Source organism: Arcicella sp. GW822-FHT02H01 (assembly GCF_058802005.1).
This window is the reverse complement of the sequence record NZ_JBXANT010000005.1, coordinates 37,478-57,116: the sequence shown is the minus strand read 5'-3', so window position 1 is coordinate 57,116 and position 19,639 is coordinate 37,478. Positions and strand designations below refer to the sequence as shown.

At 36.6% G+C, this 19,639-nt stretch carries 12 protein-coding genes and 1 pseudogene; all 13 read right to left on the bottom strand.

Going from position 1 to position 19,639, the window contains the following annotated elements; genetic code table 11:
• Position 1: 1 nt before the first annotated feature.
• The 13 genes and pseudogenes from AC1RNE_RS22645 to AC1RNE_RS22585 all read right to left on the bottom strand — a co-directional run bounded on the left by AC1RNE_RS22645 (position 2) and on the right by AC1RNE_RS22585 (position 19,559).
• Positions 2–3,175, bottom strand: coding sequence for a SusC/RagA family TonB-linked outer membrane protein (locus AC1RNE_RS22645; protein WP_492804413.1), 3,174 nt, complete (start codon positions 3,173–3,175; stop codon positions 2–4).
• Between the two features lie 94 nt (positions 3,176–3,269).
• Positions 3,270–4,928 carry a hypothetical protein gene (locus tag AC1RNE_RS22640; protein ID WP_492804411.1) on the bottom strand — a complete coding sequence of 553 codons (1,659 nt, stop codon included), beginning with the start codon at positions 4,926–4,928 and terminating at the stop codon, positions 3,270–3,272.
• 25 nt (positions 4,929–4,953) lie between these two features.
• On the bottom strand, positions 4,954–6,297 hold the full coding sequence (locus tag AC1RNE_RS22635) for a DoxX family protein (protein WP_492804410.1): 1,344 nt from the start codon (positions 6,295–6,297) through the stop codon (positions 4,954–4,956).
• A gap of 52 nt (positions 6,298–6,349) precedes the next feature.
• Positions 6,350–7,687, bottom strand: a complete 1,338-nt coding sequence (locus tag AC1RNE_RS22630; RefSeq protein WP_492804408.1) for a RagB/SusD family nutrient uptake outer membrane protein — start codon at positions 7,685–7,687, stop codon at positions 6,350–6,352.
• 48 nt (positions 7,688–7,735) lie between these two features.
• Positions 7,736–10,780 (bottom strand): SusC/RagA family TonB-linked outer membrane protein, encoded by a 3,045-nt coding sequence (locus AC1RNE_RS22625; protein WP_492804406.1) that lies wholly within the window; start codon positions 10,778–10,780, stop codon positions 7,736–7,738.
• Between the two features lie 522 nt (positions 10,781–11,302).
• Positions 11,303–11,386: pseudogene (locus tag AC1RNE_RS22620) on the bottom strand (hypothetical protein); the annotation flags it as partial.
• 217 nt (positions 11,387–11,603) lie between these two features.
• The gene (locus AC1RNE_RS22615) at positions 11,604–12,227 is read right to left on the bottom strand and encodes a pyridoxamine 5'-phosphate oxidase family protein (protein WP_492804404.1); all 624 of its coding nucleotides are present in this window, start codon (positions 12,225–12,227) and stop codon (positions 11,604–11,606) included.
• Positions 12,228–12,235: 8 nt separating this feature from the next.
• Positions 12,236–12,412, bottom strand: coding sequence for a hypothetical protein (locus AC1RNE_RS22610; RefSeq protein ID WP_492804403.1), 177 nt, complete (start codon positions 12,410–12,412; stop codon positions 12,236–12,238).
• 67 nt (positions 12,413–12,479) lie between these two features.
• A complete protein-coding gene (locus AC1RNE_RS22605; protein ID WP_492804401.1) occupies positions 12,480–13,010 on the bottom strand; it encodes a TetR/AcrR family transcriptional regulator in 531 nt (176 codons plus the stop codon).
• 178 nt (positions 13,011–13,188) lie between these two features.
• Positions 13,189–15,135: a glycoside hydrolase family 97 protein gene (locus AC1RNE_RS22600; RefSeq protein ID WP_492804400.1), complete on the bottom strand. Its 1,947-nt coding sequence runs from the start codon at positions 15,133–15,135 to the stop codon at positions 13,189–13,191.
• A 100-nt stretch (positions 15,136–15,235) separates the two neighbouring features.
• On the bottom strand, positions 15,236–17,161 hold the full coding sequence (locus AC1RNE_RS22595; RefSeq protein WP_492804398.1) for an alpha/beta hydrolase-fold protein: 1,926 nt from the start codon (positions 17,159–17,161) through the stop codon (positions 15,236–15,238).
• 92 nt (positions 17,162–17,253) lie between these two features.
• Positions 17,254–18,330, bottom strand: a complete 1,077-nt coding sequence (locus AC1RNE_RS22590) for an esterase (protein ID WP_492804396.1) — start codon at positions 18,328–18,330, stop codon at positions 17,254–17,256.
• Positions 18,331–18,404: 74 nt separating this feature from the next.
• Positions 18,405–19,559: an alpha/beta hydrolase-fold protein gene (locus AC1RNE_RS22585; RefSeq protein WP_492804394.1), complete on the bottom strand. Its 1,155-nt coding sequence runs from the start codon at positions 19,557–19,559 to the stop codon at positions 18,405–18,407.
• Between the last annotated feature and the right edge of the window lie 80 nt (positions 19,560–19,639).

Below are 19,639 nucleotides of genomic sequence, written 5' to 3'. Positions count from 1 at the left end.
GTTAAAAACTTACGTTTAGTCCCAAAGTAAATGTTCTTGCTTGTCCAACTGAATTTTTCTCTACACCTGGAGTAGTGTTTGAGTTACCATTTACAGACGATTCTGGGTCAGCACCTGTGTATTTTGTTATTAAGAATAGGTTTGCTCCTTGGGCATATACGCGCACTGAGCTAATGCCTATTTTTGTAAACAAAGCAGACGGGAGCCTGTATCCTAAAGAAAGATTTTGCAAACGAAGGAAATCAGCTTTTTCAGCATTGGTTGACACAGGGAAAGAAGAACCACTTGATAATTGGTCGTTATAAACCAGTCTTGGTACATCTGTAATGTCTCCCGGTTTTTGCCAGCGATTTAAGATTTCAGTAGAGTTATTATAAGCACGTTGGTCAAGCAAAGTAGCTCTTGTTCCATTCATGATATAGTTGCCTCCTGAGAATGAAAGATTAATTCCTAAATCAAAATTGCCATATTTGAAATTGTTTGAAAAGCCACCATACCAAGTTGGTAGTGCATTTCCGATTAAGTAATAATCAGCACCAGTAATAGCTGCTGCTTTTTCTCCATTTAGGTAAGTCCACTGACTTTGTCCAGGTAATACCACTTGGCTGTATTGTACTTGTTCTCCCTTTTTATTGATGAAAATTCTTTGACCATTCGCAGGGTTAACACCAGCCGTTTTTGCGCCATATAAACTACCTACTGAATAACCTACTCGGGTGATATTCGTCGTTTCGTAAGATACGTGCGTAGTACCAATGATGTCAGTATTTCCTTCAGCTAGTGCTGTTACTTTGTTTTCTAGCTTTGTGAAATTGAAAGAAGTATTCCATGAGAAATTGCCTTTGCGGATAACTGTCGCTGTAATTCCTAATTCAATACCTCGGTTATACATCGAACCCACATTACCTAAAATAGCATTGCCAGGAATCCCCTTCGATACTGCTTGTGGAGCGCTCAAAATCAAACCATTTACGTCGTTGTTAAAATAAGTCAGTTCTACTTGAACCCTATTATTTAATAATCCTAAGTCTGCTCCAATATTGGTTTGATTACTTGTTTCCCAACCTAAGTTCGAGTTGCCTGCTTGAGAAATTGCCCAAGTAGCAGCGTTTCCATACAATGAGCCACTGTATAATTCTAATGAACTGAAGGCATCGCTTAAATTACCATTGCCTACACGTCCCCAACTTGCTCTTAGTTTAACATTGTTCAAGACAGAAGAAATAGGAGATGATTTATAAAAATCCTCTTCTGAAATTGCCCAACCTCCAGAAACACCACCGAAGTTTCCATATTTTCTTCCAGAACCAAGCGCTGAGTTACCATCACGACGGAAGTTGAAAGTAAGGAAATATTTTTTATCAAAATCATAAGTCAAGCGAGAGAAAAAAGAAAGGAAGGCTCGTTCACTAATTTCGTTGTTTGTGGCCGAGATTGCTCCCCAGTTTCCTTGGTAGTTTTCAAAATAAGGGTCAGCACTTTGTGTTCTTGAAGCACCCCAAGCACTGTAATTGAATTTTTGTAAATCATAGCCCACTAAAGCTGAAACATTGTGCTTCTCAGCAATAGCAGTATTGTAAGTAAGGGTATTTGTCCAGTTCCAGTTATCTCTTACAGCCGAAACATTTGTTGCGTTTCCTTTACTAGAATATCCATTTCCTTGAATCGGACTGTCATAGCTATAAGTATCTGTTCTAAGGCGGTCAATTGCATAAGTCGTCGTAAATTCTAAGTTTTTATACAACTTAGCCACGGCTGCAAAACTCGCAATAACACGGTCGTTTTCAGAGGTATATTTGTTTTCACGAAGTAGGGCTACGGGATTCCCCCAGTTACTTACAAACTGATTATTACCAACACCAATTGTGTTTGGACTATTAGGGTTGATGTTATAAGAACCATCGGCATTGAATGCAGGTACATTTGGAGGTAAAGCCACCGCCAAGCGGGCAGCACCCACTAAGAAAAAGTTAGAGTTGGCCAAAGAACCAGAATAAGGCGATTGGTTAAAACTGGTATTATAAGAAAGACTACCTTTCAATTTCAACCAACCTGTAAGTTCTTGGTCAATATTAAAACGAGCAGATTTTCTTTTAAACTCATTCGTCACTAAAAAACCTTTTTGGTCTGTATAGTTAGCTGAAAAGTAATACGAAGTTGTTGGTGTTCCGCCAGAAACATTCACATTATGGTTTTGTGCAGTACCTGTTTGATAAATATAGTCATACCAACGGGTATCAATAGGGTTGTTGTTGGCATCGTAGTTTGGATAAAATAATGCTGACGCCACACTGTTATTATTGGCATTTCCTCCCAAAATTTTAGCATTTAAAACTGCTTCATTTTTAATAGCAATAAACTGCTCTGCATTTAATAATTTAGGTAAACGCACTACGTCAGAAACACCCGTCCAGCTATCAAAGCTAATACGAGGCTTTCCTGATTTACCTCTCTTTGTCGTGATTAATAATACGCCAGCCGCAGCTCTTGAGCCATAAATAGATGTTGACGCGGCATCTTTTAATACATCTATTGATTCAATATCAGCAGGATTGATATCTCCAAGTGGGTTGTTAGGTACGGCCGTGCTTGATGAAACATTACCCGTATTAATAGGAATACCATCTACTACAACTAATGGATATGAACTCAAGGAAATAGAGTTTACTCCACGAATACGAATAACAGGAGGGTTGTTAAGGACACCGTTAGGTTGTGCCACATTTACGCCAGCAGCACGTCCAGACAAGGCTTGGTCAAAACTTTGAATGGGCTGTTCTTTGATAGCTTCACCTGAAACCCTGACAGCAGAACCTGTAAATTCAGCCTTGGTTTGTGTACCATAGCCAACAACCCTAACTTCTGCTAATTCATTATTTGATGGAATCAAGTCTATAGAAATTATAGATTGATTGCCTACAGTTTTTTCGATATTAGCATAACCAATAAATGAAAAAACTAACGTCGCTTTTTCCGACACATTGATTTTATAATATCCTTTTTGATCTGTAACAGTTCCACTGCTTGAACCTTTAATCAAAACTGAAACCCCAGGAAGAGCATCTCCAGTTTCTTTGTCTTTGATAGTCCCTGAGATAGATTTTATTTGAGCAAACAGCGATGTGCTGAGGCTCAAAAATAGACATGTGATGATGTGTAATTGTCTGATTTTCATACGTGTTTTTTTGAGAAGTTTTAAATGAAAGTTAAGGGATTTCCAACTTGCTAAGGATTTAGCAAGTTGGAAACACATTGGGTAATAAATAAATTTAGTTGTACTTGCCAGCTTCCAAGGTACTTCTTGAAAGAGCATATTTTTTAGTATAGCGGTTTAAAGTAACGTGAATAGAATCTTTATTTTCGTTAATACCCGAAAGTAAAACCCTGTTTCCACCATCTAAAACGGTATACTTCAAAATCATTCGATTACGTTTGCTTGGCTTGCTTTCTGCTTTGATGCCTTTTGTACGACGAGAAGAGCGTGCGATGGCTTCTATCTTTGGGTCTTCTGAACCAATATTGGCTAATGCTTCTTTTGGAATCCAATTATCCGCCACTTCTTCTGCTTTTGGTTCTTTCTTTTTACGAACAGCCTCGCCTCCTAAATCACGATTGTTGACTAAAAACTCTCTGTTTTCTTGGTTGCGTGAGCCTCTATTTTTATCCTGCAAATACAATACTTTATTAACGGTGTCGGCTTCATAATAGAAAACTCGCTGTCCGCCAGCCACACCCGTTAGCTCAAACGTTCGGTTAATATCTCGCATTGGCGCACCCCCACCATTGGATAAATCTAATTCGACAAGCTTATTCACTTTAAAAGTAAGCGTTGTCCATTTTTCAAAAGTAGCTTGTTGCCATCTTACTGTGTCTGTAGGTGAGTAAGGGATAACCTGATTATTGATTTTGAACTCAGAAACCTCATAATTACCTCGTAACTCAGGGATACCTTTAAGTGCTGGTTGTTTATAAGGGTCGTATAAGAAATTAATGATGGCTAAATACAAGAATACAGGCAAAAACAAGATAATGGTAGTAGTCTTCAACGTAACTCTTGTGATTCGTTGCCACGCTTTGTCAAATACAGGGTAGTGAGTTACAGGAATCGTCAGACGTTCTAAAATCAGTAATTTATAAATTCTAGGTACATAATCAACCAATAAAAATGCTGAAAGTAATACAAAATATGAGCTGTAAACATGTACACCACCATCATAGGCGATGTTTACATACACAATATCAGCCAATGCTCCAAAGAGTAAGACAGAACCCCAGAAAGTGGTTGCTCTGAAAAATAACAATGCCCCAGCGGCTACTTCAACTACCCCCGTGAAAACTTCGTACCAAGGTACAATACCGATAGATAACCAATAGATTTTTTGAAGGGTTAAATCACCAAAATTTGTATTAAGGATTCCCCAAGATGGATAAGGTAATTGTGTTGGCGTTAGCTTAGTAAAACCAAAGCCAATAATCCCGATTCCTGCACGGTAACGCACTATTACTTTCAACCAATAGTATAGAAGATTATATTCTTTGGGTTCTTTCTTAAGAAAGTAAACGATAGCCGTCCATAGCAATCCTCCAACTACAGCAAAAATTAGCGTAATTATCCAAACAGCATACCCGTTGAGTGAAGACCCAAAAATTTTGTTACCAAAGAAATTTAGTCCCGAACCAAATCGTGCAATATCATATAAATCTCTGTAGTGTAAATGCAGCCAATTGAACGTAGCTATTTCCTTATACCATTCTAAAGTATTGGGTAGCGACATCGCCACAAAGAACACAAATGCAATACGAAAAAGCACTTTTTGCCAGCCAGTCCACGTTGTTTTTGGAGGGGTATTTTCTTGACTGTTTATGACATTTTCGGGCAATTCAATACCCAAATTCTCACGATCTAAATCGAAGTTTGAATGTGACATAATTTTATGGAATTTATGGTAAGAATTAAAGTTTAAGCACACCTCTACGTCCTAATTTTTGCGCTTCGAAAGTCAAATACTTTTTGTTGATTTTATTCAAAACAGCATAAACAGAATCATGTTGGGTATTTACACCCGACAAAACAAGCGTCGAATCGTTGAGTCTTTTAAATGATAAAGTGTATTTATCGCTCTGATGATTGACATTCTTATTACTAAGAGAAAGCGTTGATTTTGAAGGGTCTACACTATACTGATAGTAATGACGACCTTGCGAACCTGACAATTCATAAACCCGCAAAGAATCTTCTTTAAAAATTTCTTCGCTTGGTAAATGTTCTAATAATACAGTCTTGTTAGATTTTATGCTGATGGTATTCCATTGCTCAAATACTACATTTTGCCAACGAATCGTATCTGTTTTTGAATAAGGAATATTTTGGTTATTCCATTTAAACTCACTCACATTATAAAGCCCAGCAGTATTGTCTAGTCCCTTTTGAGCAGGGAAATGATAACCGCCTTTCTGGTAACCGCCATAGGTTTTTAAGCCATAAAATATTACGAAAAACAACACATAGCCAAATTTGATAGCAACTCTGGCCTGATTCCATTTTTTATTAAAAATAGGCTGAAAAGTGTTGGGTAGCGTAGGTTTTTCTAAAGAGAGCAAATTAAATAAACGAATAGCATCAAAGGCAAAAAGGTAAAGTGCCAAAGAGATTAAGTAAAAAGCATACACGTATTCACCACCTTCATAAGCAATATTCGAAATGGCAACATTTCCTGCAAATGGCAAAATTATTAAAGTAGCAATCGTCGTCGTTTTACGATTTAAGAGTAATAAACCTCCCACAATCTCAACTAGTCCCAAGAAAGATTGGTAACTTGGCACAACGCCCAAACCTAGTGAAAATAGTTTCCATGCCGTAAAATCACCATATTCGGTATTAAGGTTACTGATAGAAGGAATGGGCGATTGGATAGGAAAGAATTTGAGAAACCCATAAGCAATAACGCCTATGGCTAAACGATAACGCACTAAAACGCGTATCCAATAATAAAGTTGGTCATAGTTAATGTCTTTTTTGTAAATACTATCCCATACAAATGTTCCGATTCCCGCTATGATAGCAATGATGAGCCAGTTGATAAAATTGTCATTACCTACAAAACTTGGAGCATACTTTGATAAATAGAAAATATCAGCATAGCCTACGTTCAACCAATTGATAGAAAAAAGATGTTTGAAAAACCTTCCATCTAAAGGGAGTACCTGCAAGAAGAAATAGATACCAAAAAACTTGAAAGCGAGTTTCTCTGTATTTGTCCATTCGCTTTGTGCGTTAATTTCTAGTGTTTTAGCCATTTGAGTATTGGGTTTAAGCCACAGGCTAGTTGCCTAGCCTGTGGACTAAAAATTAATATCCTTTATTTTGTACCAATGATTTATCAATCAATAATTCTCCTGATGGAATCGGCAAAACGAATCTGTTCGCATCGCTAAGGTTAAATACCTGTGCGGCACGACCTGTTCTGACGATATCATACCAACGATGCGGTTCTAAAGCAAACTCTACTCTTCTTTCATTTTCAATGGCTAAGAGTACATTGTCTTTGTTTGAAGCAGTGCTTGCTACAAGGCCTGCACGGTCACGGACAGCATTTAAATCTGCAAGTGCGTCCGTAATTTTGTCTAGGTTAGCACGCGCTTCCGAGCGAATTAAATATAATTCTGCAATACGAATTACATAAGTAGGGTCGGCAGCAGGCGTTCTGTAATACAAATTGCCATACCAACGATTTTGGTTGTCTTTGGCAACTAGCGTACTGCGAGTACCACCCACAGCAGGGTCGTTGAGCAATGCTACAAGCGCATCATTGGGTGCCCATTGGCGAGTACCCCCGTTGGTTTGAGGTTGCCATTGGTTGCGGTGAGTATTAGGTTCGTTGGCACTATAGAAAATTTCAAAAACCGACTCTTGCGTTCCTCTTGCATCGTTAGTAAAAAAAGTATTGAATGGTTTCAGTAAACGATAGTTCGTATCTGTCAGCAATTTAGTTGCATATTCCTCTGCCTTTGCCCACTCCTTTTGGTATAAATGATAACGAGCACGCAATGCCCAAGCTGTTTTGCGAGTAGCTCTGTAGCGGTCTGTCGTAGCAGGCAATAATGGTTCTGCTGCCTCAAGGTCTTTCAATACTTGCGCATACGTTTCTGCCTGTGTACTTCTGCCAATGCCTCTGTTTTCAGTTGGGCTAGCTGTTGGTTTCGTTACGATAGGTACGCCTCCCCATGTACGAGCCAAGTCAAAGTAAGCCAAAGCCCTAATAAAATAAGCTTCTCCGATAATCTGATTTTTCAGCGCTTCTGTTAAAAGTGGGTCTGTTACTGCTGGTACTTTTGCTATAATATTATTAGCTCGGTTAATCGTAGTATATATAGCTGTCCATGCCCCTGAAATAGTTGAATTTTCAGCATTTACCTTTTTATTGATAAACTCCTGTACTTGCGATTGCGAGCCAGTCCATTGAATATTATCACCTGATAAATAGCCAATAGATTGGAACGTAGTGCCATAATAATTGCCACTAGCAAGTGCTGAATAAACACCCCTAATAGCTGTTTCAGATGACGTTTTATCATAAATAGTCTGTGCATCTGAGATAGATTCTAATGGCTTTACATCCAAATAGCTTGAACACGATGTAAATAAAGCGATTAGACCTATTGAATATATAAATTTGAATGTTTTCATACATCTATTATTTAAAAGTTGGTTGTCTGTTCTGATGCTTAAGTTGATTTAGAAAGTCAAATTAAAACCAGCTTGAAAACTACGAGGTTGTGGTGGTGTTCCTAAATCGATACCTTGGGCATTTTGGTCACTACTAGCACTAGACTCTGGGTCGAGTCCAGTATATTTAGTAATCAAGAACAGATTGGTACCATTTACAAATACCTTAAATGCTTCTGCACCGAGTTTTTTAGCAAAAGATTTTGGTAAGTTATAGCCTACATTTAACGAACGGAGACGTATAAACGAACCATCTTCTAACCAGCGACTTCCACCATCACGATAGTTATTTACATTAACGCCATCTGGACGAGGGACATCGGTGATGTCACCTGGTTTTTGCCAACGAGCTACGTTACTGGCAAAAATAATTCGAGCTGCATCTCTAGATCCACCGCCTTCGCCAAAGAACTTATTATGGTTATAGATTTTGTTTCCATACTGAAAAGCTAAAAATGCTGACACCTCAAAGCCTTTGTAAGTAAAATTGTTAGTAAAACCACCGAAGAACTTCGGCCAAATACTTCCTACAATTTGTCGGTCAGCCACAGTGATTTGTCCATCTTTATTTACATCTTCATACACCACGTTTCCTGTTTGAGGGTCAACATACAATTGTTTATATACCCAGAAAGAGTAAAGAGGAGTACCTTGTTGTTGAAGAATCAATTCTCTACTTCCATAACGAAGTGGATTTTCTAACTTCTCAATATTATTAATGTTTTGAGCAATATTTAAACTAGATGTCCAAGTAAAACCACCTTGTTGGATATTAGTAGTATTGATACTAAACTCAAAACCTTTATTGCTAATCTCGGCAGCGTTGCTCCAATAATTGGCAAAGCCAGTTGTGCTTGGTAAAGCCAATTGCAACAAGCCATCTTTGGTATATTTAGTATAATAATTTAATTCAAAGGCAATTTTTCCATTTAATAAAGAAGCATCTATACCCACATTAAATTGATTTGTCTTTTCCCATCTTAAATCTGGGTTAGCCAATTGCTGTGGCGCTGTTCCTGCACTTCCTTGGTATGGTGCACCGCCTGTCCACAAACCTTGCGAAGCAAAGTTCCCGATACCGTTTTGGTTACCCACAATACCATAACTTGCTTTTAATTTCAAGTCTGAAATAACAGTATTGTTTTTAAGAAAATCTTCCTGTTTTAATCGCCAAGCAGCACCTACCGCTGGGAAATATCCCCATTTTCGGTCTGTTCCAAAGCGTGAAGAACCATCTGCTCTCAGGCTTACATTGAATAAGTATTTGCCATCAAAATTATAATCTGCTTTCGCAAAAAAGGAAGCTAAATTGCTTTTACTCCAGTTTTGAGAACTAATTGTGGTAGCCGCTGAAGAAATAATTTTGAAAGAATTATTGGCAAAACCTCTTCCTTCTGCATACGTTCTGTTTAATACGTCACTTTGTAATGTATTACCAACCACAATACCAAAAGAGTGTTTGTCTCCCAATTTTTGGCGATAAGTAAGCGTTTGTTCATTCAATAATGAAGTAAATTGAGAAATCGAAGAAGTAGCCAAGCCACCTTGAGCTCCTAATAAAAGGAATGTATTCCAATACTCTGATTCATTATAATTGTTATAATCAACACCCCAACTTGAACGAAGTTTTAGGTTAGGAAGAAGATAAGCCTCTGCATAAATGTTACCAATATACCTTAAACTAGTAGAGTTTACGTCGTAGTTTTCTAGCAATAAAGTCAAGTTATCAAAGCCTGCACGACCCACTAAAACACCTTGTTCATTATAGGGTGATAAGTAAGTAGGCGTATGCAACGCTGCTTGTAATAAACCACCTTGTGGACCATCACCAGCACGAGCCTGATTACGGTAGGTTCTTGAAAAAGAGTTACTTACACCAATTTGTACTTTGTCGTTAATCTTCTGGTCTAAATTTACTTTAAAACTTGCACGATTAAAAGTGATTGGTTTAAGAATAGCTTCTTGTGAATTGAAACCACCACCAATATAATACTTAGTGGTTTTTGTACCTCCTGATAGCGATACATCATAACTTTGAAGCGTAGCTGTACGGAAAGCTTCGCTCAGTCTATCATAAGTTTGTTGTTCTTCGGGCAAGCCACGTCCACCTTCTGATACAGGTCTGAAAGGTCGGTTTGCTACCGTTCTGTTAAGCGATGGCGTATCTTTTCCTGTATTAATCCACCATTCGTTTACTAATTGAGCGTGTTCTGGGCCAGTTGTCAATTCCCAAAGTTTAGTAGCTTTTGCTTGACCAAAACTTGCGTTCACATTTACTTTTGGTGCTTGTTCAAAATTACCTCTTTTGGTGGTAATCAAGATTACGCCATTAGCACCCCTTGAACCATACAAAGCTGTTGCTTCAGCATCTTTCAGCACTTCAATGCTTTGAATATCAGTGGGGTTCAAGTCTGCAATAGGAGAAGTAGCTTTGCCACCTGTACCAATTGTTTGAAGGCTATTGCTATTGATAAACACCCCGTCTACTACATACAAAGGGTCGTTGTCGGCATTGATAGAAGTTGCTCCACGCACTCTTACATTAACTGCCTCGCCAGGAACACCCGTTGCAGACGAAATTTGTACACCTGATACTTTTCCTTGTAATTGAGCATCAATACTTCCCACAGGAATCGAACTAACATCTGAAGGGTTTACTTTAGTGATTGACCCAATCAAGTTTTTACGTTCTTGTGTGCCATAACCCACAACTACGATTTCATTTAACTCTTTATTATTTGCTTTAAGTTGAATTTCGATGTTGGCGGTTTTTACAATAACCTCTTTGGTATCATATCCTACATAATTTACTACAAGAATATAAGGAAATTTTTGACCAGTCTTAAAGTAAAACCTACCCTCTGCATCAGCTAATACACCATGAGTAGTTCCTTTAATTTTAATAGAAGCGCCAATGAGGGGTTCCCTTGAAGTTTCGTCTAACACTCTTCCCGAGAGTGTAGAATTAATGGTAGCATCGGTATTTTGGGCAAAAAAACCAAAAGGAACCAATAAAATACCTAGCCATAATACTACTAGTAATTTTTTTTTCATTTACTTTGTATTGGTTAAATTAAAAAATAAGGTACTGGGAGTACTGCTTTTGCGCGCTCCTGAATCATTCCACAATGAACCTTTTTTGAACCAGCCACTTCTGTTCCAGCAGAAGTGGCATTTTTATTTAAAACAGATAATCTTTTTTAAATCGCTTTATTTATATTTTTAGATTGTTGATTTTATATATAATCTATAGTTATTATAGATTATATATACAAAATTAGTTTTCTAAATTAAACTTTACAAACATTATTGAAAAAATTTAATATATAGGTAAAAATAGATGATTATAAAACTTGCTTTGCCCCTCCTATCTTTAGGATAATCTACATACTCGTTTTCTTTTAAGTAGTGATGTTTTTATTATTTTATAAATTTCCAACCTCCCTGATTCTCTTCAATATTTTGACAATACCTGGTATGTTGCTCTTTAATTGAAATGGTGCTTATTTTGAGCATATAATTCTGAAAGCAATATTATAGCAATTAATTTTTGAAAGAGGGTTTAGCCCTTAGGAATTAACATTTCATGTGGATATAGTTCAGATAAATATGCGATTTACCTGTGTCTCTGGACTCAAGCTCTATTAAATTATAGTCATTCTCGAGAAAAGGAGCTAATTGAGTGAGTGGTAGTAATTTTGAACGGAAACTAAACTACCTCTATCGTTTGTAACAGAGCCTCTATCCAAAATACTCTACGCCCTAAAAGAAATTTTATAAAGAGTTTCTTATAATAAATGTAGTAAAATCATCATGCTATAAACTATTTCATTCTCTAGTGATAGGGATAAGATAACACAAACTGTCTATATTGTTCTCATTCAATCAAACCCAATTTAGCCTTCAAATCGGCAATTTCGGCTTCTAAGTTTTTGATGTGTTCGTATTGAGGTTGTAAAACGGCTTCAATTTCTTCAACTGTAAATCGTGGTGTAATATGTTGTGGGCAATTCCAGTCGTAGGCTTCTACATGAAGTATCATTAGACGTTCTGGGCGAAACTTATACCCTTCTAAATCAAGCAAATGATGTAATTCTGGGTTATCTTTGAGTGCTACAATTTCGGCTTTAGCATATATTTTTAATCGTTTTTTGTTTGGGTAATCTACTAAAAACAGTGCTACTTTGTTGTTAGTTGCCATATTACCCACCGAGATATACTGCATATTTCCTTTGAAGTCAATAAACCCCAACCGATTTTCATCCAATACTTTTAAAAAACCCTTGGGGCCACCACGGTGTTGAATATAAGGAAAGCCATTTTCGCCCATAGTTGCCATATAAAAGCTATCTCTTTGGGCAATAAAATTTTGTTCATATTTGCTTAACCCTTCGTATATCGTTTGGCTTTCCATACGGGCATAGTTTGCTCTGCTACCAAATTGTTCTTGTAATTTTTTGGCAGCCGAGCTAAATCCGATTTCTGCAAAATTCTTTGCCATAGTTTTAATTATTTATCTGTGTCTTTATCTTCATATTGAGCCAAAACTTTATCCCATAAAGTATCACCACATTCATCAGGAATAACTATTTCTTCATCATTATCATGAAGTTGAACTTGTTTTGGCTGACTCTCTAATAATGTTGCTAAGTCTAATTTTTCCGGTTTCTTTAATGTATTTTTCATTGTTCTTTTGTTAAAAATAAATTTTAATTAAAAACAGACTTGTCTGTTTTATCTTTTGAATAAAAAACTATAATAATTTTTCTACGATTCTGCGAGTAGCTTCAATAGTCCAATCTTCTTTAAAAACTTTACTGCTTGCCAAAGCTCCTTCGAATAGTATATATAATTCATCAGCAAGGGCTTCATTATGAATAGGTTCAAGAATTTCGACAAACAACTCACGTATTTTATTCTTTTGGTCTTGAATTAAAATAAGTATGTCTTGGTTGTTTTGTGGAATTTCCGCTGCAATATTTAAAAAATGACAGCCGTTAAAGTTTGTTTCATTTGAAAATTTGACCAGAAAATCAAAGATACTAAGCACTTTTTCTTGTGGTGTTTGTTTTTGGTTGACTATGCTTCTTAAAACCTCATTTGAACTAACGGAGGTATTTTTCAAATAGCTTTTCAGTAAATCGACTTTTGAAGGAAAATAAGCATATAAACTGGCTTTTGCAACGCCCGCTTCCGCTATTATTTGATTGATACCAGTTGAGTTATAGCCTTGTTCATAAAATAATCTTGCGGCCGTATTTTCTATGTTTTTCTTGGTTTCCATTAATTTCTTTCTTTTACTCAACAAATGTAATTGAAAGTTTTGACAAATCATACAGACCTGTCTGTTTTTTATAAATTATTTTTTGCCTCATAAAATTGTAATTCAATATCTATTCAAATTTCAAGAGTACTATTTTCTTGTTTGATTAGTACTCTTGAAAAACGTATTACTATCTAAATTATTCGAACACAATCACAAAACCATCATTTCCTTTTAAGGTAATATCTAATTTGCCATCAGAAGGAATGATTATATTGCTTTGTTCAAAGGAAGGCTCATTGGCTACCTCATTTTTACCTGTTTTGATTAATTTACCTTTCTTATTTTTGAAAGAACTCAAGTCTAAACTAAGGAGCTTCTCTATATTTTCTCCATTAATGCCTGCTACATACCATTTCCCAGCAGACTCTCTTGCTACAACATACAATTTACCGGGATAGCCATCAATAAATTTAACGTTGTCCCAAGTATCTGGCAAATTTCTCAAAAAGTCTTTTACATACTCAGGTACGTGTTTCATCCCTTCTGGACGTTCGGCATAATGTTGTATTCCCGATAAGAAAACTACAGATGTTGCTAATTCAAAAGCTGAGGTAGTTACACGTTTTATACGAGGTATTTTGTATAAGTTCATGGGTGTAAAGTCCATTGGGTCGAAGGCATTACGAACCATCGCAATCATTACCGAATGCTCTGGAGCTTTATTAGCAGCATACTGCGAAAAAGTTATCATTTCGTAGCCATCGACAGCCTCAGTAGTCATGAGGTTAGGATAAGTACGGTGCAAGCCTCGGGGCAAAGTAGCTCCATGAAAGTTTACTAATAAATGATAAGTAGCGGCATCTTCTAAAATATCCTGATAGTAGTTAATCATAGATTGTCCGTCACCAGCAAAGAAATCAATTTTAACACCTTTTATGCCCATTTTTTGGATTCTGCTAAATTCTTCTACTCTGCTTTGGTGAGTAAGTAGTTTATCTCTTGGCGTAAATTTTACTGTATTCCAACTACCAGCCGAATTATACCAAAGGAGTAGTCCTACATTTTTTGTTTTACCATAGTCTGCCAACACTTTTACAGAATCATAGCCAATGGTAACATCCCAATTGGCATCTATCAAACAGTACTGCCATTTCATATCGGCAGCAAAATCTATGTATTTTTTTTGCGCCTTATAAACGGTAGAATCGTCTTTATCTAAAATCCAACTCCATGATGATTTACCTGTTTTGATAAAATCAGCATCCATTTTTTTAGCAGGTAATGCTAAATCTGTGCCTAAAGTTGACTCTGAGATGGTTTTTAAACTTCCTATTGCGATGATTCTCCAAGGGGTTTTCCAAGGTAAAGCTGATTCAGGGTTTAATGTTGCCACGCCATTTTTGAATACTTCTGGGCTTTGTGGAAAGTTTATTTTGTATTCGCTATCTGGCGATTTTTGTTGTAAAGCCGTACCACAGTAAGTTCTGTCTAACGCTGCTTCCGTTATCAATAACCACGTGTTGTTTGTTTTGAACAAAGCTGGATATATCCATCCATTAGGCCCAGGTGATGATTTACCTGTAGGAATATCTATTTCATAATGCGCTTCGTAAGAAGGATTGGTATGTTCAAAACCTGTTTGAGCTTCTGTTTTGGGTTGTAACCAAGCTCTTGATCCTTCGTTAAAATGAAAGCTAGTCGCTTCTGCAACAATCTTTTTAATATCAGTAGATTTTTCAGGAAACTCATAACGAAAAGCCACACCGTCATTTGATACTCGAAAGACAATATTCATCTTTTTGCCCGATGCCGTTTTGGTTTCCCATACTTTTTCAGTGGCTATATACGTAATATGGCTTTTTTTAGCGGTACTTATAGCATAACTATCTTTCACTACTTTAGGGACAGACGATTTTATCAATTGTAGATTTTTTGAGAAATCTTCATCTTCACGTATTATCCCCAATTTTGAATTACGGAGTACCGTTTCCCCCTTATATTCGATACTATAGGATGCTTGTTTTACATCACAAGTTACTACAATGTTCTTATCAGGACTTGCCACTTGAGTACTGGCATTTTGAGCATTACTGGTTAAATAAAATAAGCTCAATAATATTGAAAAAAATATGTTGTGTTTCATTTTTAATAGATTGACGAGTAAATTATCCTTGTTATTTCGGAATGATTTACTCAATTATCAATATCCAATATTCCTTTACTGGATATTGATAATTTAAAATTTACTTAAATAATAATTGTGAAAATTGGAAAATATCATGTCGCCAAACAGGCCAAGTATGTCCACCTGCATATTCGCTGTATTTGTATTTGATACCCATTTCATCAAATTTGCCCAACATTATTTTACAATTATTGTATGCTATATCCTCTTTGCCTCCCATCGAAACCCACAATTCTTTAAGGTTAGTATTGATTGTTGTAGCATTATTTTTCATAAAATCATACTGAGGGTCTGTTAGTTTAGGGTTATTTGCCCACCATCCAGAGCTGAATACGCCCAAGTAGGAAAACATATTAGTATTCTTGATGCCTGCATAAAGTGTTTGTAAACCTCCCATCGAAAGACCTGCCAAAGCTCTATGCTGGGCATCGGTTTCTACTTTGAAATTACTTTCTACAAAAGGAATAGCGCCATTTTTTAATTCATTTTCAAAAGCCCGTAATTGTGCTTCACCAAAATTGGCTATGCCACCTTGCCCACCAACATTACCGTCGAGCATGGCAATTACCATTGGTTTAGCTTTTTGCTCAGCTATCAAGTTATCTAATATTAGGTCGGTACGTCCTTGTGTGGCCCATCCACGTTGGTCTTCGCCACCACCATGCAGTAGGTACAAAACTGGATATTTGTCAGTTGATTTGTCATACCCTGGCGGAGTATAAATGTACATTTCACGCCATGAGTTACTGGCTTTCGAGAAATACTTCTTAATGCGAATATCACCATGAGGTACGTCTTTCAACGCATAAAAACCTCCTTCTTTATACGGAATTTCAATGCCACTTGCTTGGCGACTCATCCCGTAAAACGTTTCACTAGCAGGGTCAACAAGGGCTACGCCATCTATCACTAATGAATAATAATGAAACCCACGACTGATAGAATCAGTTGTGACATTCCACACACCACTGGTATCTTTTACCATATCGTATTTTTTACCCAAATCAATTTGTACTTTTTGGGCATTCGGTGCTTTTACTTTAAAAACTACACGATTGTCGGGCAGAATCTGAGGATACTGACCATTACGAATATTCGTGCTGGCAGGAGTACCTAAAATAGTATATTTATTAAAAGATGAAACATCAACAGGTTTGAACAAAAACTGTGAATACATATACAGCCCATTTTTCCAAACTTTGAAATCGTGTACACCAGGTTCGATGTAGTAAATATGAGGTACATCGTTTTGGTATAAATAATCGTGTGTACGTTTGCTAAAAGAAAGCAATCCGTCGTTATCACCACACGAAATCCAAAGGAGTTTAAGTTTCTTTTTAGCTTCTTCAGGATTCGGAACTAATTCTTGTGGAAGTTTGGTGTTGGGAGCAGATGAAAAACCTCCTACCCAAGCAAATTTGTCTAAATTTCCTAAACCAAAATTAAGCGATTGTCCGCCACCCATTGAAAGCCCAGCAATCGCACGGTTTTCTCTGTCTGTTAAAGTTGGATAGCTTTTTTCAATAAAAGGAATGAGGTCGTTCAATAAATCTTTTTCAAAAGTAGCAAAAGCCTGTACTTTATCAGGAGCCATAATATTGCCAACGGCACGGTCGTCTTTCATTGCACGGCCATTAGGCATTACCACAATCATCGCTTGTATTTTTCCTTCAGCATATAGATTATCTAAAATTACCTGAGGTTTACCACCGTTGAGCCACTCTTTTTCATCGCCACCGATACCATGCAAAAGGTATAACACAGGGTATTTTGTTTTTTTATTAAAACCAGGAGGCGTATATACTAAGGCTTTTCGAGTAGTACCTACGGTTTTAGACTCATATTTTATGGTATCTAATTTACCCGTAGCAATTCCCGTTCTTACTTGGTCAAAGCCTTTAGGACCTTCTTTTTCTATTTTCTGTGCATAAACCATAACGTTCATTAGAAATAATATAGAAAAACATACTATTGTTTTTTTCATATTTGTATTATTAAAAGCTTAATTATGTTGTTGTTTTAGAGTAAATATTTAAGTTGTCTCAGCGTTTTCTACTTGGCGAAGGAATGATGTTTTTATTTAAAGAGTTGTGGTAAAGAGTTGGCTAAAAATAACTTACAATTCATCCAAGTATGCCCACCCGATACGATAAGGGGGTCTATTTTAATTTTCTTTTCTTGAAACATCGCAATATTTTGCTTCACACTTTCGTATAAAAAATCTTCAGTTCCAACGCTAATCGTAAATAATTTTAATTGCTTATTTATTTTTGTAGCATCTGGATTCCAGTCAGTAAAATTCTTTTTAAATTCTTCCGTTGCAGTATATGGTGCATAAGAACACACATAAGCGAATTTATCCGTATTAGTAAGTCCAATATTAAGCGTTTGTCCCCCTCCTACCGAAAACCCAGCTACTGCACGATGTTCATTATCTGTTAGTACAGAATAATTGTTTTCTACATACGGAATGATGTCATTGATAACATCTTTGGTAAAGTCTGGCATTGGTGCTGGTCTGACATTACCATAGGGCATTACAATAATCATGGGTTTAGCTTTGCCTGTTGCTATGAGGTTATCGGCAATGAGGTTTGCACGCCCCACCTTTGTCCATGTTTCTTCTGTATCAGAACCACCATGTATCAAGTATAAAACTGGATATTTATTGCCAGAAAAAGCGTCATAGCCTGGAGGAGTATACACAAGCAATTGTCGAGTAGTCCCTAAGGTTGATGATTGATAATAGCAATAATTAATTTTGCCATGAGGTACATTTTGAATGGAATGAACAAGGGGTTTATCTCCTTTAATATCTACGATACTGCGCTTGAATCTTTCGTTGGCAAAAATATAACTATTATTAGGGTCTGCTATTTGTACACTATCTACAAAAAAACTATAAGGATATATATCTGGTTTAATAGCTGGTACAGTTACGCTCCAAACCCCCGAAGTATCCTTTTTTAATGCAACAGGGTTGGCTAAAAATTCACCAACAAGCGTGACTTTCTGTGCGACTTTAGAAAAATACCTAAAAGTGACACTATTATCAGCGTGTACATCTGGTGAACTAATTGACGGCGGTCGTTGTGCTAAAACCGTAACAGTAGAAAATAACAAGACTTGAAAGAGGTAATTTATTCGTTTCATGAGTTTGATTCGTTTGAATACTTTAGATAATTGATTCAGAATTATGCTATACTTTTTGAGAGGCTACTTTTTTGTTATTTGAACAATAATGGTAGTGTTTCATTAAGATATTTCTTCACATTCATCCAAGTATGACCGCCATCGTTGATATATTTTTTGTAGTTTATGTTTTTAGCAGACAAATAGTCCATAAACTCTACAGCTCCTTTGTATAAAAAGTCTTCATTACCAACACTTGTCCATAGTAATTTTAATTGCTTGTTAGTATTTGGCACATTACTCGTTATATGACTGAAACTTTTATCCATTTCTGCTGGCGAAAGGTATGAGCTATAGCTACAGACCCAAGCGAAGGTATTCATATTGTTAAATGCTGTTCTTAAGGTTTGTCCTCCCCCACGAGAAAATCCGCCAATAGCACGACTCTCACGATTATTTTCAGTATGATAATTCTGCTCTATATAAGGTAATATATTTTTTATCAAATCATTCTCAAAGTCTTTGGCACGTTTCACAGCATCAGCATCATCACGTACTACAGGGTCAGCAGGTTTTTGACCACCTAATTGTTCTGTTAGTCTGGCTGCTATATTTCCATAAGGCATTACAATTATCATAGGTTTTACCTTGCCTTCGGCTATCAAATTATCCATGATGAAGTTCACTTTTCCTACTTTAAAAAAAGTTTCTTCGGTATCTGTCGTTCCACTGATGAGGTAATACACAGGGTATTTAATCTTAGAATTTTTAGCATATCCAGGTGGAGTATAAACTACTAACGAACCTGTTGTACCTGAAATCGAAGGATAATATTCATAGCTGACAGTACCATGTGGCACATCTTTGATAGTGTATATCGAAGGAGGAGTACTTGGTATTTCTACAAGACTAGCCTTAAATCGTTCATTAGGAAAAAATGCAACATTGGCAGGATCCATCACTGTAACACCGTCAACTTGGAAACTATATGGATAAATGTCGGGATTAACAGGGCCAACAGTCACACTCCAAATTCCCTGAGCATCTTTAGTCATAGATACAGGAGATTTTTCAAACTGTGCATTCAATTTTACATCTTTTGCCAAAAGAGACTGATAACGAAACGTGACGGTTTTATCAAGGTTCACCTGTGGAGAAACCACCAAAGGCCCACGTGGCGGTTGAGCAAAAACGTTGCAATAGTTAATCATTAAGCTAATAAGAAAAAAAAGTAATCTCCTGCTTTTCATTGTCTGGATTTTTAATGGTATTTACTCAAATATTTTAAACGATGTTCTACTTATGATAGTAGAAGTACCTTGCTACAGTT